At 70.3% G+C, this 13,479-nt stretch carries 15 protein-coding genes and 2 pseudogenes; 10 read left to right on the plus strand and 7 right to left on the minus strand.

What is annotated here, in order from left to right:
- Positions 1–54 precede the first annotated feature (54 nt).
- The 5 genes and pseudogenes from FBY22_RS45295 to FBY22_RS21725 form a co-directional block, all read left to right on the plus strand.
- Positions 55–1,055: pseudogene (locus tag FBY22_RS45295) on the plus strand (arabinofuranosidase catalytic domain-containing protein); the annotation flags it as partial.
- Positions 1,056–1,175: 120 nt separating this feature from the next.
- On the plus strand, positions 1,176–1,910 hold the full coding sequence (locus FBY22_RS45300) for an RICIN domain-containing protein (protein WP_260845311.1): 735 nt from the start codon (positions 1,176–1,178) through the stop codon (positions 1,908–1,910).
- Between the two features lie 266 nt (positions 1,911–2,176).
- The gene (locus FBY22_RS44460; RefSeq protein ID WP_186363034.1) at positions 2,177–2,920 is read left to right on the plus strand and encodes a hypothetical protein; all 744 of its coding nucleotides are present in this window, start codon (positions 2,177–2,179) and stop codon (positions 2,918–2,920) included.
- A 1-nt stretch (position 2,921) separates the two neighbouring features.
- On the plus strand, positions 2,922–3,335 hold the full coding sequence (locus tag FBY22_RS21720; RefSeq protein ID WP_142148413.1) for a phage holin family protein: 414 nt from the start codon (positions 2,922–2,924) through the stop codon (positions 3,333–3,335).
- The gene (locus FBY22_RS21725) at positions 3,311–3,979 is read left to right on the plus strand and encodes a DUF3618 domain-containing protein (protein ID WP_142148415.1); all 669 of its coding nucleotides are present in this window, start codon (positions 3,311–3,313) and stop codon (positions 3,977–3,979) included. The genes FBY22_RS21720 and FBY22_RS21725 overlap by 25 nt, the downstream gene beginning before the upstream one ends.
- A 127-nt stretch (positions 3,980–4,106) precedes the next feature.
- Here the strand turns inward: FBY22_RS21725 and FBY22_RS21730 are convergent, their stop codons facing one another.
- Entirely contained in the window at positions 4,107–4,574 is a 468-nt protein-coding gene (locus tag FBY22_RS21730; protein WP_142148417.1) for an ATP-binding protein, read from the minus strand.
- Between the two features lie 169 nt (positions 4,575–4,743).
- On the opposite strand from FBY22_RS21730, the gene FBY22_RS21735 reads away from it, so the two are divergent.
- Positions 4,744–5,100 carry an STAS domain-containing protein gene (locus FBY22_RS21735; protein WP_260845055.1) on the plus strand — a complete coding sequence of 119 codons (357 nt, stop codon included), beginning with the start codon at positions 4,744–4,746 and terminating at the stop codon, positions 5,098–5,100.
- Between the two features lie 235 nt (positions 5,101–5,335).
- On the opposite strand, the gene FBY22_RS21740 is transcribed toward FBY22_RS21735, so the two are convergent.
- Entirely contained in the window at positions 5,336–5,776 is a 441-nt protein-coding gene (locus FBY22_RS21740) for a DUF6086 family protein (protein WP_142148419.1), read from the minus strand.
- A gap of 247 nt (positions 5,777–6,023) precedes the next feature.
- On the opposite strand from FBY22_RS21740, the gene FBY22_RS21745 reads away from it, so the two are divergent.
- From FBY22_RS21745 to FBY22_RS21760, 4 genes and pseudogenes are all read left to right on the plus strand, one after another.
- Positions 6,024–6,791, plus strand: a complete 768-nt coding sequence (locus FBY22_RS21745; protein WP_142152438.1) for a class I SAM-dependent methyltransferase — start codon at positions 6,024–6,026, stop codon at positions 6,789–6,791.
- Positions 6,792–6,934: 143 nt separating this feature from the next.
- The gene (locus FBY22_RS21750; RefSeq protein ID WP_142152439.1) at positions 6,935–7,174 is read left to right on the plus strand and encodes a DUF2945 domain-containing protein; all 240 of its coding nucleotides are present in this window, start codon (positions 6,935–6,937) and stop codon (positions 7,172–7,174) included.
- Positions 7,175–7,187: 13 nt separating this feature from the next.
- Positions 7,188–7,379 (plus strand): annotated as a pseudogene (locus tag FBY22_RS21755) (DUF3140 domain-containing protein); the annotation flags it as partial.
- Positions 7,380–7,538: 159 nt separating this feature from the next.
- The gene (locus tag FBY22_RS21760) at positions 7,539–8,765 is read left to right on the plus strand and encodes a cytochrome P450 (protein ID WP_142148420.1); all 1,227 of its coding nucleotides are present in this window, start codon (positions 7,539–7,541) and stop codon (positions 8,763–8,765) included.
- A gap of 63 nt (positions 8,766–8,828) precedes the next feature.
- On the opposite strand, the gene FBY22_RS21765 is transcribed toward FBY22_RS21760, so the two are convergent.
- The 5 genes from FBY22_RS21765 to FBY22_RS21785 all read right to left on the minus strand — a co-directional run bounded on the left by FBY22_RS21765 (position 8,829) and on the right by FBY22_RS21785 (position 13,295).
- Positions 8,829–10,091: a cytochrome P450 gene (locus FBY22_RS21765; protein WP_142148422.1), complete on the minus strand. Its 1,263-nt coding sequence runs from the start codon at positions 10,089–10,091 to the stop codon at positions 8,829–8,831.
- On the minus strand, positions 10,088–10,705 hold the full coding sequence (locus FBY22_RS21770) for an ATP/GTP-binding protein (RefSeq protein ID WP_142148424.1): 618 nt from the start codon (positions 10,703–10,705) through the stop codon (positions 10,088–10,090). The genes FBY22_RS21765 and FBY22_RS21770 overlap by 4 nt, the downstream gene beginning before the upstream one ends.
- Entirely contained in the window at positions 10,686–11,042 is a 357-nt protein-coding gene (locus FBY22_RS21775; protein ID WP_174267232.1) for a DUF742 domain-containing protein, read from the minus strand. The genes FBY22_RS21770 and FBY22_RS21775 overlap by 20 nt, the downstream gene beginning before the upstream one ends.
- Positions 11,039–11,458: a roadblock/LC7 domain-containing protein gene (locus FBY22_RS21780; protein WP_174267233.1), complete on the minus strand. Its 420-nt coding sequence runs from the start codon at positions 11,456–11,458 to the stop codon at positions 11,039–11,041. Before FBY22_RS21780 ends, FBY22_RS21775 begins: the two co-directional genes overlap by 4 nt.
- A 121-nt stretch (positions 11,459–11,579) precedes the next feature.
- On the minus strand, positions 11,580–13,295 hold the full coding sequence (locus FBY22_RS21785) for an ATP-binding protein (protein ID WP_142148428.1): 1,716 nt from the start codon (positions 13,293–13,295) through the stop codon (positions 11,580–11,582).
- Positions 13,296–13,479 lie beyond the last annotated feature (184 nt).

The raw sequence follows: 13,479 nt of genomic DNA on the forward strand, positions 1-13,479 counted from the left end.
TCGAGCACCGGAGGGACTCCCATGCACGGTTCCCATCCCGCACCTCGGACTGTCATGCGCTCGCCAAGAGCGGTTCCACAACTCCTGCGGTGCGCGGCCTCCGCACTCAGCGCGCTCGTCCTCGCCCTCGGCGTCCTGCTCGGTTTCCCCGCCGCCTCCCAGGCAGCCGGTTCACTCCCGTGCGACATCTACGCCGCGGCCGGCACCCCGTGCGTGGCCGCGCACAGTGTCACCCGCGCCCTGCTGTCCTCGTACAACGGACCGCTCTACCAGGTGACCCGCGTCTCCGACGGGGCCACCAGCGACATCGGCCTGCTCGCGCAAGGCGGTCACGCCAACGCGGGGGCGCAGGACACCTTCTGCGCCAACAGCGGCGGCTGCCGCATCACGAAGATCTACGACCAGAGCGGCCGCCACAACGACCTGACCCCGGCCCCGCCGGTACCGCCGGCACGGGTGCCGACCGCGGCGCCGACGCCTCCGAGATCTCCGTCAGGGCGGGCGGCCACAAGGTCTACGGTCTGTGGGTCTCGCCGGGCGTCGGCTACCGCTACACCGGTGTCGCCTCCGGCGTCGCGGTCAACGGCCAGGCCGAAGGGGCCTACATGGTGGCCAGCGGCACCCACGTCGGCTCCGCCTGCTGCTTCGACTACGGCAACGCCGAAAGCACCCCGGCCGATACCGGCAACGGGCACATGGACGCCGTATCCATCGCCACCACCTGCTACTTCGCCCCCTGCACCGGGACCGGCCCGTGGATCGAGGCGGACCTGGAGAACGGCATGTTCCAGGGCGACAACGGCTCCAACACCGCCAACCTGGGCAACAAGTCGACCTTCGTCACCGCCGTCCTGAAGAACAACGGACAGACCACATACGCGCTCAAGGGCGGCAACTCCCAGTCCGGCGGGTTGACCACCTGGTGGGACGGGGCACTGCCCACCCGGGGCGGCTACCAGCCCATGCACCAGGAGGGCGGCATCATCCTGGGCATCGGCGGCGACAACAGCAACTGGAACCGAGGCACGTTCTTCGAGGGTGTCATGGTCTCCGGCTATCCCACCGACGCCGCCGAGAACGCCGTACAGGCCAACATCACCTCCGTCGGCTACAGCGGTGAGACCGACGTGCCCAACGGCCCCCAGGGCACCGTCACCGGACCGGGCGGCACGTGCATGGACGTGGCCGCCGACGACTCGGGCACCAACGGAGCGGCCGTCCAGCTGTGGGACTGCCAGACCTATGCCGAGGACCAGCACTGGACCCACAACCCCGACGGCTCCCTCTCCACCCTCGGGCGTTGCCTGGACATCGAGAACAACGGCACGGCGGCCGGCGCCAAACTCGAACTGTGGGACTGCAACGGCGTCGGCGGGCAGAAGTGGGTGCAGCAGGCGGACGGTTCCCTGCGCAACCCGCAGTCGGGCCGCTGCCTCGACTCCCCCAGCGGCGCCACCGCCAACGGCACCCGCCTGCAGATCTGGGACTGCAACGGCGCCACCGCCCAGAAGTTCTCGGTCAACGGCGGCGGCACCGTCACCGGCCCCGGCGGCAAATGCGTCGACGTCACGGCAGACGACACCGGCACCAACGGAGCAGCCGTCCAGCTGTGGGACTGCCAGTCCTACGCCGTGGACCAGCACTGGACCCACGGATCGGACAACTCCCTCTCCACCCTGGGCCGTTGCCTGGACATCGTGGGCAACGGCACCGCGAACGGCACCAAGGTCGAACTGTGGGACTGCAACGGCGTCGGCGGGCAGAAGTGGGTGCAGCAGGCGGACGGTTCCCTGCGCAACCCGCAGTCGGGCCGCTGCCTCGACTCCCCCAGCGGCGCCACCGCCAACGGCACCCGCCTGCAGATCTGGGACTGCAACGGCGCCACCGCCCAGAAGTTCAGCCTGAGCTGATCCGGACGGGAAGGGCTCGCCGCACGGTGCCGGCGAGCCCGGTGACCCTGTATGCGGCGCGGCCGCCTCCCGCGAAGTCTGCATCTCTCAACAAAAACCACCATGGCACACGACATAAAAGCAATGAGCTGATTTATGTGTCGACCCCCGACGGATTGTTACTCGGGGCTGCAGCGGATGCATGGCCGAGGGACCCGAGACGGCATGACGGCCACCGGTCTCACGGAACGCCCATGGAACCACTCCGCGGCAGGAGGAGCGTCGTAATGAGTGATGCCGAGCAGGACCGTGCCGGGAGGCTCAGGGAAACCGGTGAAACGGCCAAGACAGAGGCCACAGCCACCGCCGACCAGGCAAAACAGGCTGCGGGGCAGATCAAGGAAACCGTCGCGGAGCAGGGGAAGGCCGTGGTCGGCGAGGCCCGGCACCAGGCCGGCCGCGCCCTCGACGATCTGCGCAGTCGTACGGTCGCGGAGGCCGAGGAGCAGGCCCGGCGCGCCGCGGGAGTGCTGCGCCAGTGGTCGGACGACATAGGCGGTCTCGCCGATCACGCCCCGGGCGACTCACCCGCCCGCAGCCTCGCCGCCCAGATCTCCGACAGCGGCCACCGGGCCGCCGGCTACCTCGAGAAGCAGGGTGTCGACGGCGTACTGACCGACCTTCGACACTTCGCCCGCAGGCGGCCGGGCGCGTTCCTGGGGGGCGCTCTGCTGGCGGGCCTCGCGGTCGGTCGACTGGCCAAGGTGGCGGGCAAGGCGGGACAGTCGTCGTCCGGGCAGCGCAGCCTGCCAGCGACGTCCGAGCTTCCGCCGGAAGCCGAGACGGCAGCCCCGCCCCTTCCGCCCGCCTCCGTGCCGCAGGCCCCGCCTGTGCCGCCCGCCTCCGTGCCGCCCTCCTCCGTGCCTCAGGCCCCACCGGTGCCGCCGGTACCACCGGCTGTCGCGCAGGCGCCGGAGCCTTCCGGGCCGCCACAGGCGCCGCCGCCGGTTCGGCCCTATCCGGAGGTGTGAGATGTCCTCGATCCCCCCGAGCCCTGCGGAGCGCGGGCAGGACAGGTCGGTGGGCGAACTGCTGTCGGCAGTGACCTCCGACGTCCAGACACTGTTCCGCCAGGAGATCGACCTGGCCAAGGCGGAGGTCCGCCAGGAAGCGACCAAGGCCGGCAAAGCGGCCGGGATGTACGGGGGCGCGGGTTTCGCCGGTTACATGGTGCTGCTGTTCCTGTCCCTGGCCGCCGTACTGGGCCTGTCCAACGTCATGGACGGCGGCTGGGCCGCCCTGATCGTCACCGGAGTGTGGGCGATCGTCGCAGCCGTGCTCTACCAACGCGGCCGCACCCAGATGCGCACCGTCTCCCCCACTCCTCAGCAGACCGTCGAAACGATGAAGGAGAACGCCGAATGGGCACGTCACCCGAGCGGATAAGGGCCGACATCGACGCGACCCGCGACCAACTGTCCGCGGACGTGGACCAGCTGACGGACCGAGCCAGTCCCCGGCGCATGGTTCACCGCCGCACCGAACGGGCGAAGGGCACCTTCACGGGCCTGCGGGACCGGGTCATGGGATCCGCCTCGAACACCGCCCACGGGGTCAAGGGAAGCACCCGGTCGGCGGCGGACTCACTCCAGGACAGCGCCGGACAGGCCACCGACTCGGTGCGTCAGACGGCGGAACAGGCGGGCGATGCCGTGCGGCAGGCGCCGGAGCAGGTCATGCGTCAGACCCAGGGAAGCCCGCTGGCGGCGGGACTGATCGCCTTCGGCGTCGGCGTCCTCGCCTCCTCGATGCTGCCTGCCTCCTCCACGGAGGAAGAGGCGGTCTCGACTCTCATGGAACGCGAGGGACAGGCACTGGAGCCGGTCAAGCAGGCCGCCCTGGAATCGGCGCAGCACCTCAAGGAAGGTGCCAGGGAAGCGGCGCAGACCGCCACGGAAGAAGTCAGGTCCACAGCCGCCGACGCCGCACGCACCACCCAGGAGCAAGTACGCGACCAGGGCGCCCAGGTGACCGATCAGGCCCGTGCGTCAGGCCGGCAGATCACCGACGAGGCCCGGCAGCAACACTGAGGCACCACGCCGGTCCGTCGGCCGGGGCCCGTCGTCCACGCACATGTGCCTGGACGACGGGCCTTCTGTCGTCATCAGATGGACGACGCCCGGAACGAGAACGACTCCGGACAGGTCACTGAGAGTGCTACCGGCCCGAGGCGGTGTCCTTCAACGTGATTCGGGCGGTGATGCGCTTGCCGGCCGGCTCGCGCTCGGCGTCGACGCTGAGGGCGAGGGCCGTCACGATCTCCAGCCCGTGCTGCCCCACCCGGTCGGCATCGGCACTGCGCGCCACGGGCAGCACCGGGTCCGAATCCCACACCACCACTTCCACCACCGCACCGGTCACCCGCAGGTGCAGCAGTATCGGGCCCGGCGCGTACTTGCAGGCGTTGGTGACCAGCTCGCTGACCACCAGCTGCGTCAGGTCCGACGCCCGGGCGGAAACCTCCACACCGCGCTCGGCCTGGACCCGGGCGAGGAAGTCCGCCGCCGTATGACGCGCCCGGGCGATGCAGGCGCCGTCCCCGTCCAACGCGAGGGACGTCTGCAGTCCGCCCAGACCATGTCGCAGGGCAGTACCGCCACGGTCGACTCCCGACCCTGGGTCCATCACCGTCGCCTCCACTCCCCGTTTCACACCTACGCGTGTACCCGTGCACGCGAGCCTGACCCTCCGCCGCCCCCGGATGGCCCACCACGTACGTGCATCACCCGTACCGTGTGACACACCATTCTGGCCCAAGCTTGCGCATCACCATCACCGGCCTGGACGAGGAACCGTGAGGAAACCAACCAACTCCCCCGCCCGGCTGTCGGTCGTGACGACCACCACCGACGGCATCCGCGTGCTCTGTCTGACCGGAGAGATCGACCACGACACCGGGGAGATCCTCCGCCATGCCCTGGACGCCGCCGACACCGCGCGCCCGCGCACCGTCGTCGACCTGAGCCGGCTGACCTTCATGGACTCCACCGGCATCAACATCCTCATCGCCGCCCACCGCACTCATACGCAGGCGAACGGCTGGCTCCGGCTGGCCGCCCCCACCGGCTCGGTGCGGCGCACGATGGAGATCGTCGGCGTGGACGACGTCATCGACTGCCGCGAAACCCTCCACCAGGCGCTCCGCATCTGAGGGGGACGCGGCTGCTGCGGGGGGGGCGCGGTGTGCCGCGGCGACTCGGGGATGGCCGCGGCACCCGCGCATACACACCCCGGGGCGCGCCAGGAGGATCACGCCCCGGGGGTGACCATCGAATGCCCCGCCCGCACACGGCCAGTCTGCGCCGAACGGGGGAAACTCGTTCGTCGCCGCAAACGGCGCCTACGGTCGTCAATCCTCATCGCGCTGGTCGCAGCCCTGCCTCCGGTCACCGGGGCATGTGACGACCCAGCTCCCCGGCCTTCTCTCGCAGTCGCGACGCCCAGGTCTCGCCTTCCGGCGGTGCGGACATCCCCGTGGGAGCCGACACCTGCACATCGCTGAGCGTGCCCTCGGGCGTGGCTCCGAGCCGGGCCCAGTCCACCTCGATCCCGGCGCGCTCGGCCAGCACCAGTGTCGTGGCGGTGAAGCCTTCGGAGAGGGCCAGCATGATGGTGTGGCTGGTTCTTCGGTGCTGAGCCAGAAGGGCGTTGGCGAAGATCTCGAAGGCGGCCGGATCTATCTGACACTCGTCGTTCTCCATCGGTCCGATACCGGATGCGAGTCCCAGCTCCGCCTCGAAGGCGGCGACTTGGCGCAGAAACAGGCGGGACGCGCCATTGGACGGGTTCCACAGCGTCTCATCGCCGACGTCGAAGTACTGACTCATCACGGCACCTTCCGGTTGATCACGGCCGGCCAGGGTAACCAGCCGGACGGCCACCGCGGCGGGAATGACGACGTCGTCAGCCGGCGGTAGGTTCCTGCCAGTGGGCAAGTAACCGCGCCGCGCTCCCTCGGTTCCGCCGGTGTGACACGCAGGGGCGATGGCTGCGATCGTCCGTCGTCGTGACTTCGCCGGAGCTAGTCTGCGTCGGGTGAACGCAGACGATGCGAGCCGGCGGTGGACACGCTCCATGCCCGAGGCCTACGAACGTCACCTGGTACCGGTCCTGTTCCGTCCCTTCGCGGCGGATCTGGCCGCCCGGGCGGCCGCGCTGGGGCCCGGCACGATCCTGGAGCTGGCCGCCGGAACCGGAGCGCTGACCTCGGCCCTGCTCACCGCCGTGCCCGGGGCGTCGATGGTGGCGACCGATCTCAACGAAGCGATGGTCACCGCCGGCTCCGCTCGTGAGCCGCGGGCGCACTGGCGGCAGGCGGACGCCCAGCAACTCCCCTTCGAGGACGGCAGTTTCGATCTCGTCGTGTGCCAGTTCGGGGTGATGTTCTTTCCCGACAGACCCGCCGCCTACGCCGAGGTGGGCAGGGTCCTGGCACCGCAGGGGCGGTTCGTGTTCAGCAGTTGGGGCCCGCTGGCCTCGCACGGGTTCGACGCCGCCTTCCAGACCGCATTGGAAGAGTGCTTGCCCGGCGAAGCGCCCCCGTTCTTGAGGGAGACGCCGCACGGCTACACCGATCCGGCGGTCGTCGCCTCCGATCTCGCGGCCGCCGGGCTGGCCCTGGCCGGCGCGGAGGAGATCACCCTGGACGGCGTCGCGGAGTCCGCCGCCTCCGTCGCCACCGGCTTCCTCAACGGCACACCGGTCAGCGCCGCCCTGCAGGCCCGTCCGGACGCCCGGACCCTCCAGGCGGCCGTGACGAAGAAGATGACGGATCGCCTCGGGTCCGGCCAGGTGACCGCACCGATGACCGCGACCGTCTATACGGCACAGCATCAGGCATGATGCTCCCCGCTCCGGTGGCCCCGGTCACCGGAGCATCGCTGGGCGGCTCGGCCGGCGGAGGGCCGTAGCGAAGATGCGGACCCCCGTCGCCGCCCTCAGGGTGGTGGGTGTACGTGTACGAGCCCGCACGCGAGGAGGCCGTCATGGCGAAGAACAAGGACAGCCGGGGGAAGAAGGAGCCGGCCAAGGGCGACAAGGTCGCCTGGAGCAGTCACGGCAGCGAGACCACCGGCACCGTCGAGAAGAAGATCACCAAGCGCACCGAGGCGGCCGGGCACACCGTCGACGCCACTCCGGAGGAGCCCCGGTACGAGGTCCGCAGCGACAAGTCCGGCCGTACCGCCGTACACAAGCCCTCCGCTCTGAAGAACAAGAAGAAGTAGGCGACGAGCCGACGTGACGAATGACGACGACAAGCGCGAGACCTGGGACAGCTTCCGCGACCTGGTCAACATGACGCCCTCCTCACTGGAGAAGTGGCTCGCCACCGACGACTCGCAGGCCGCGGGGCAGCGCAAGGACGGCGGCGAGTCCACGGGGCACGCCTCCGGCCGGGCCATCGCGGACATCCTCCGCACGAACTGGGGCCACGCCCCATTGGACGGCAGCGGGAAGTAAACACGAGGGGCGGCGATTTTCAGCCAGGCGTTGTCCAGTACTCAACAGTCGGCCAGGACACGGCTGTTGCGGGCAAGAGATGATCAATAACCTGAGGCGACAGGTTCGTCACTGCCCTCAGGGAGCTCCATGTCCACCGCGCAACAGGTCCCCGACATCCTCTCGCCCGAGTTCTCCGCGAACCCCTACAGCGCCTACCGCGTCATGCGAGAAACGGCTCCGCTCATCTGGCACGAGCCCACCCAGAGTTACATCATCTCGCGTTACGAGGACGTGGAACGCGTCTTCAAGGACAAGAAGAGCGAGTTCACCACCGACAACTACAACTGGCAGATCGAGCCCGTACACGGCAAGACGATCCTCCAGCTCAGCGGCCGCGAGCACGCGGTGCGGCGGGCACTGGTCGCCCCGGCGTTCCGCGGCAGCGACCTGCAGGAGAAGTTCCTGCCCGTCATCGAGCAGAACTCGCGTGCCCTGATAGACGCCTTCCGCCACACCGGCTCCGCGGACCTGGTGGCCGATTACGCGACCCGCTTCCCCGTGAACGTGATCGCGGACATGCTGGGCCTGGACAAGGCCGACCACCTGCGCTTCCACCGCTGGTACACCTCGGTCATCGCCTTCCTCGGCAACCTCTCCGGCGACCCCGAGGTGACCGCGGCCGGTGAGCGGACCCGGGTGGAGTTCGCCGAGTACATGTTCCCCATCATCCGGGAGCGCCGCGAGAAGCCCGGCGACGACCTGCTGTCCGCGCTGTGCGCCGCCGAGGTGGACGGCGTGAAGATGAGCGACGAGGACATCAAGGCCTTCTGCAGCCTGCTGCTCGCCGCGGGCGGCGAGACCACCGACAAGGCCATCGCCAGCATCTTCGCGAACCTGTTGCTCCACCCCGACCAGCTGGCGGCCGTCCGTGAGGACCGCAGCCTGATCGCCCGCGCGTTCGCCGAGACACTGCGCTACACGCCGCCCGTCCACATGATCATGCGGCAGTCGGCGACCGACGTCGAACTCAGCGGCGGCACCATCCCCGCCGACGCCACCGTCACCTGCCTGATCGGCGCCGCCAACCGGGACGAGAACCGCTACGGCGACCCGGACCGGTTCGACATCTTCCGCGAGGACCTGACGTCGGCGACCGCCTTCTCGGCCGCCGCCGACCACCTCGCCTTCGCGCTCGGCCGGCACTTCTGCGTGGGCGCCCTGCTGGCCAAGGCCGAAGTGGAGACCGGCGTCGACCAACTCCTCGACGCCATGCCCGACGTGCGGCTCGCCGAGGGCTACGACCCCGTGGAGCAGGGCGTGTTCACCCGGGGCCCGCAGTCGCTGCCGGTGCGGTTCACGCCGGTGGCCGACTGACCCCTGAGCAGAGCCAACGGGTGGGCGCCCCACAGCCCACCCCGTTCCGCGCCTGCCCGGACGCTAGTGCACCACCGGGGTGAACTGCACCGGCAGCGAGGTCAGCCCCCGCATCCAGATGGACGGCCGCCAGGTCAGCTCCTCCGGCTCCACCGACAACACCAGGTCGGGCAGCCGCTCCAGGAGCGTCTCGACCGCCGTACGGGCGATGACGTCGGCCAGCAGCGGAGCCGGGTAGGGGCAGCGGTGCTCGCCGTTGCTGAACGACAGATGCGCGGCGTTCTCCGCGCCGACATAGGAGTCGGGCCAGATCTGCGGGTCGGTGTTGGCCGCGGCCAGCCCGAGCACCAGACAGTCACCGGCCCGGATCTGCCGTCCGCCAAGCTGAGTGTCGCGCACCGCCCAGCGGCCGATGAAGTTCTGCGTCGGCGTGTCAAGCCACAGCACCTCGTTCAGGGCCTCGCCCACACTGAGCCGGCCGCCCGAGACGTTCAGGGCGAAGCGCTCGTCGGTGAGCAGCAGCCTGAGGGTGTTGCAGATCCAGTTGGCCGTCGGCTGCTGCGCGGCGGCGATGACGGAGATCAGGTCCTGCACGATCTCCTCGTCGGTCAGCCCGGCCGGATGGAGCACGATCCGCGAGGTGACGTCCGGTCCGGGCCTGTCGCGCTTGTCCTTCACCAGCTGCTGGATCCGCGCGCCCACCCGCCCGTACGCGGCCACCGGGTCGTCGCCCTCCGCCGCGTCGAGGGAGATCCGCAGGTCCTCCACGAGCTGCTGGGTGTCGCTGCCGGTCGCCGGCATCCCGCACATCCGCACCGCGGCGCGCATCGCCAGGGCGTGCGCGTACGCGCTCATCAGCTCCGCCTGGCCGCTGCCGGCGAAGTCCGAGATGAGCCGGTCGGCGATCTGCTGGCAGTCGCGGGCCAGCTCGAACTGGTCGACGCCCTCCAGCGCGTCCGTGATCACCCCCGCCCGCCGCCGGTGCTCCTCGCCCTCGGTGAACAGCACCGACGGCTGGTACCCGACGAACGGCAGCAGCGGCCAGTCGGCCGGGATGTGCTCCCACTGGTTCCAGCGGCGCGAGTCCCGGGCGAACAGCTCGTCGTGACTGGTCACGTAGCTGACCTCGGAGTAGCCGAGGACCAGCCAGGCGGGTATGTCACCGTCCAGCAGCACGGGCGCCACCGCGCCGTGGTTCCTGCGCAGCTCGCGGTAGAGCTGCGACGGCGTCTGCTGGTACTCCAGACCTGCCAGGCGCACCGCCCCGGGGTGGGCGGGGCAGCCCGCGGGAGCCTCGGGCGGGGAGGAGGATCCGGCGTCGGTCACGGTGTCGTCTCCCGGGTCATGGCCAGTTCGTAGAGATGGTTCACGAGGGTGATCAGCACGTCCTTGCCCGATGTCCTGACGCGCGCGTCGCAGTCGATCAGCGGCACGTGCTCCGGCAGGGCGAGCGCCTGGCGGATCTCGTCCAGGGAGTACCGGGAGGGGTCGTCGTCGAAGCGGTTGACGGCCACGACGAAGGGCGTCTTGTGGTGTTCGAGGCGGTCGATGGCGTACCACGAGTCGTCCATCCGGCGCGTGTCGACCAGGACGACCGCGCCGAGCGTGCCGGAGAAGAGCCGGTCCCACAGGAACCAGAAGCGCTCCTGGCCGGGAGCGCCGAAGAGGTAGAGGACCATGTGCTCGTTGAGGCTGATCCGCCCGAAGTCGAAGGCCACCGTGGTGGTGGTCTTCGCCGCCACGCCGTGCGTCTCGTCGACGCCGACGCCTGCCTGGGTCATCACCTCCTCGGTGTTGAGCGGCCGGATCTCGCTGACCGAGCGGACCAGGGTCGTCTTTCCGACTCCGAATCCGCCCACGACGACGATCTTCAGGCCGGTCTCGGCAGCGTCGGCCAGGGGCGTTCGCCGGGAAGGCAGCTCAGAGGTTACGGAGCCCATGGAGCACCTCCTTGAGAAGGGCGGAATCGGGGAGCGAGGCGACGGCCTGCGCCGCGCGCGGGTGGCGGGCGGTGATGCGGCCCATGGCGAGCAGGTCGCCGAGCAGGATGCGCACCACGGTGATGGGCAGTCCGAGCTCCGCCGCGATCTCGACGACGGCCGTGGGATGCCGGCAGAGGTCGAGGATGCGAGCGTGCTCCGACTGCATGCCGCCGGTCGGCTCGCACTCGCTGACCACCAGGGTGACCAGGTCGAAGGAGTCGTCAGCGCGGCTGCGTCCGCCCGTGACCGTGTAGAGCCGGTCGGGATCACCGGTGTCCACGGGCTTGCGGATCACGACGAGGCACTCTCCTGGACGCGGTTGCGTGGCTCGGCCCGCAGGTGCTCTCCGATCTGCTCGACCAGCTCGGTCATCTGGTGGCCGACCACGCCGGGATCGGCGTTCTCCTCGGCGAGGACCGCGAGATGGGCGCCCTCGCCGGCCTCCACGATGAACAGCAGGCCGCCGTGGAATTCGGTCATGGAGTGGCGGACGCCGCCGGTCCCGTCGCCGAACTCGACGGAGGCCCCCTGGGCGAGGGCCTGGATGCCCGAGCAGATCGCCGCCAGCTGGTCCGCCTGATCGAGCGTCAGGTGCTCGGTCCAGCACAGCTTGAGGCCGTCCCGGGACAGGACGAGGGCGTGCCGCGTGCCGGGGGTGCGCTCCAGAAGGTTCTTCAGGAGCCAGACGAGGCTGTTGTCGGTGGTCTGCATGGTGGGTGATGGGGCGGTTGTGCCCGGCTGTCCGGTCACCGACCCGTTCCTCCAATCTCATGAAGTCGAGCGGGGGCATGTGCGCCAGAGCCCTGGGCGCCGTACGGGGATGGACGTGGGCCTAAGCGTTGGGCGGCTCGTCCTCGGGGCGGCTCCCGGAGCCGGGGCTCCCGGTGCCGGACTGGCGGCCGCGGTGGAAGGCGCCGAAGCTCGCGCCCGCGTCGCGCGGCGCGGGGCGTCCGCCCGGCCGGCCCTCGTCCCGGGCGGGGGCGTCGGCACGCGCCCTGCGCTGCTCCCGCTCCTGTTCGGCCTCGGCCATGGTGCGGCCGGGGGCGCGTACGGGCAGACCGTTGGGCGTGGAGCCCGCGGCACGCTGGTGTGTCTCGGGTTCGGGGAGGGCCGGTTGTGCGGTGGGCCGCGGCACGGTGGCGGACGGCTCAGCGGCGGGGGGTGCGGCCGGAGCGGGGCGCACGGTCCGCGGGGCGGGTTCGCGCTGCTGGGCGAGGAGTTGCAGGGGCAGGAGTACGACGACGCCGGTGCCGCCGCGCGAGGAGGGTCGGTAGTTGACGCTGATGCCGTACTTGACGGCAAGCCGGCCGACCACGGCCAGGCCGAGCCGGGTGCCCTGCAGCGTGGCGAGGTCGGCCATCCGCCCCGACACCGCCTGCTCGGCGCGCCGCATTGCCGCGTCGGCCATCTTCAGGCCGCTGTCCTCGATGGTGACGACGATGCCGGCGCTGCGTTCCTCGACGTACACATGGACTTCGTCGATCGGCGGCGAGAAGTTGGCCGCGTTGTCCATCAGTTCGGCGAGCAGGTGCATGACGCCTTCGGCGGCGAAGCCGGAGATCGCGGCGCTCGTCGGGCAGTGCAGGCGTACGCGCTGGTAGGCGGCGATCCGGCCGACCGCGCCGCGCAGGATGCTCTCCATTACGATCGGCTTGTTCCAGGCGCGGCTGGCGCGGCCGCCCATGAGCAGGGCCAGCCGGTCGGTCATCAGGCCGAGCTGCGAGGTGCTGTGGTCCAGCTTCAACAGGTCGCCGAAGACCTCCTCGCCGTGCCGCTCCTGCATGTCACGGAGGTCGGCGAGCATGCTGACGGCCTTGGCCTGCACCCGGCTGAGCGCCTTGGCCGAGGCAGCCTGCGCGGCGGCGGCCCGGCGTTCGCTCTGGGCCAGTTCGCGTACGAACGACTCGGCGGGCCGGTACAGCAACGGAAGCCTCGGCCAGTCCAGTTCGGCGAGCACCGTGTCGGCCGAGTTGCCCTCCCGCAGCATGGCGACCGCGGCGGGCAGGGTCTCGGTCGTCAGCCGTTCAAGTTCGGCGGCCCCCGTCTCCAACTCCCGCCGGATCTGCTGCCGTTCGGCGTCCAGGGCCGCGGCGTGCCGTACGTTCTGCTCCACCGTGGAGGCGAACGCGTCGACGATCAGCCGCAGTTGGGGCTCGGAGGGCATGGGTACACCGGCCAGCGTCTCACCGGCGCCCGCTCCGTCCCGCAGGCGCTTGGCGATCGCGGGCAGTGTCACGTTCCCCAGGTGGGCGGCCTCCGCGGACTGCTGCGACAACTGGGCCTTGAGGTGGGCGACTTCCGCGGCCAATACCGTGGTGGACCGGCCGGAGCGCCGGAGCAGCAGAGCGCTGGAGAGTACGGCGACCGCCACGAGGAGCCAGGCGACCAGGGCCGTTGCGACCGTCCAGGTACGGGCATCCGCGGGCGCCATCGCGACGGCGGCACCGGCAGCGGCAGCGCCCACCAGCAGTACGGCCAGAGGCGCGACCGGCACGGCACGGGGCGGCTTGACTGACCCATGCTGACTGGGCGGTGCAGGCACTGACATTCAGCGGTCCTCGGTCCTGGGAACGGGAAACGGGAAAAGAGGGCTTGGCCGACACGCGACGGTTCGGTCCAGAGGACCGAACACCGGCTCATGCTAGTCATTCCTCCGGAGCCGGAGATCGGACAAGCTGCATAGTCCGCCCAAGATTCGATTTCGTCGCGATCACGTCGCTTCGACAGTTCGA

The organism is Streptomyces sp. SLBN-31 (assembly GCF_006715395.1).
GTDB lineage: Bacteria > Actinomycetota > Actinomycetes > Streptomycetales > Streptomycetaceae > Streptomyces.

What these genes read in the sequence shown, in the direction of transcription:
- FBY22_RS45300 (WP_260845311.1), top strand. Translation starts at nt 1,176, where the DNA reads ATGGACGTGGCCGCCGACGACTCGGGCACCAACGGAGCGGCCGTCCAG.
- FBY22_RS44460 (WP_186363034.1), top strand. Translation starts at nt 2,177, where the DNA reads ATGAGTGATGCCGAGCAGGACCGTGCCGGGAGGCTCAGGGAAACCGGT.
- FBY22_RS21720 (WP_142148413.1), top strand. Translation starts at nt 2,922, where the DNA reads ATGTCCTCGATCCCCCCGAGCCCTGCGGAGCGCGGGCAGGACAGGTCG.
- FBY22_RS21725 (WP_142148415.1), top strand. Translation starts at nt 3,311, where the DNA reads ATGGGCACGTCACCCGAGCGGATAAGGGCCGACATCGACGCGACCCGC.
- FBY22_RS21730 (WP_142148417.1), bottom strand. Translation starts at nt 4,574, where the DNA reads ATGGACCCAGGGTCGGGAGTCGACCGTGGCGGTACTGCCCTGCGACAT.
- FBY22_RS21740 (WP_142148419.1), bottom strand. Translation starts at nt 5,776, where the DNA reads ATGAGTCAGTACTTCGACGTCGGCGATGAGACGCTGTGGAACCCGTCC.
- FBY22_RS21745 (WP_142152438.1), top strand. Translation starts at nt 6,024, where the DNA reads ATGCCCGAGGCCTACGAACGTCACCTGGTACCGGTCCTGTTCCGTCCC.
- FBY22_RS21750 (WP_142152439.1), top strand. Translation starts at nt 6,935, where the DNA reads ATGGCGAAGAACAAGGACAGCCGGGGGAAGAAGGAGCCGGCCAAGGGC.
- FBY22_RS21760 (WP_142148420.1), top strand. Translation starts at nt 7,539, where the DNA reads ATGTCCACCGCGCAACAGGTCCCCGACATCCTCTCGCCCGAGTTCTCC.
- FBY22_RS21770 (WP_142148424.1), bottom strand. Translation starts at nt 10,705, where the DNA reads ATGGGCTCCGTAACCTCTGAGCTGCCTTCCCGGCGAACGCCCCTGGCC.
- FBY22_RS21780 (WP_174267233.1), bottom strand. Translation starts at nt 11,458, where the DNA reads ATGCAGACCACCGACAACAGCCTCGTCTGGCTCCTGAAGAACCTTCTG.
- FBY22_RS21785 (WP_142148428.1), bottom strand. Translation starts at nt 13,295, where the DNA reads ATGTCAGTGCCTGCACCGCCCAGTCAGCATGGGTCAGTCAAGCCGCCC.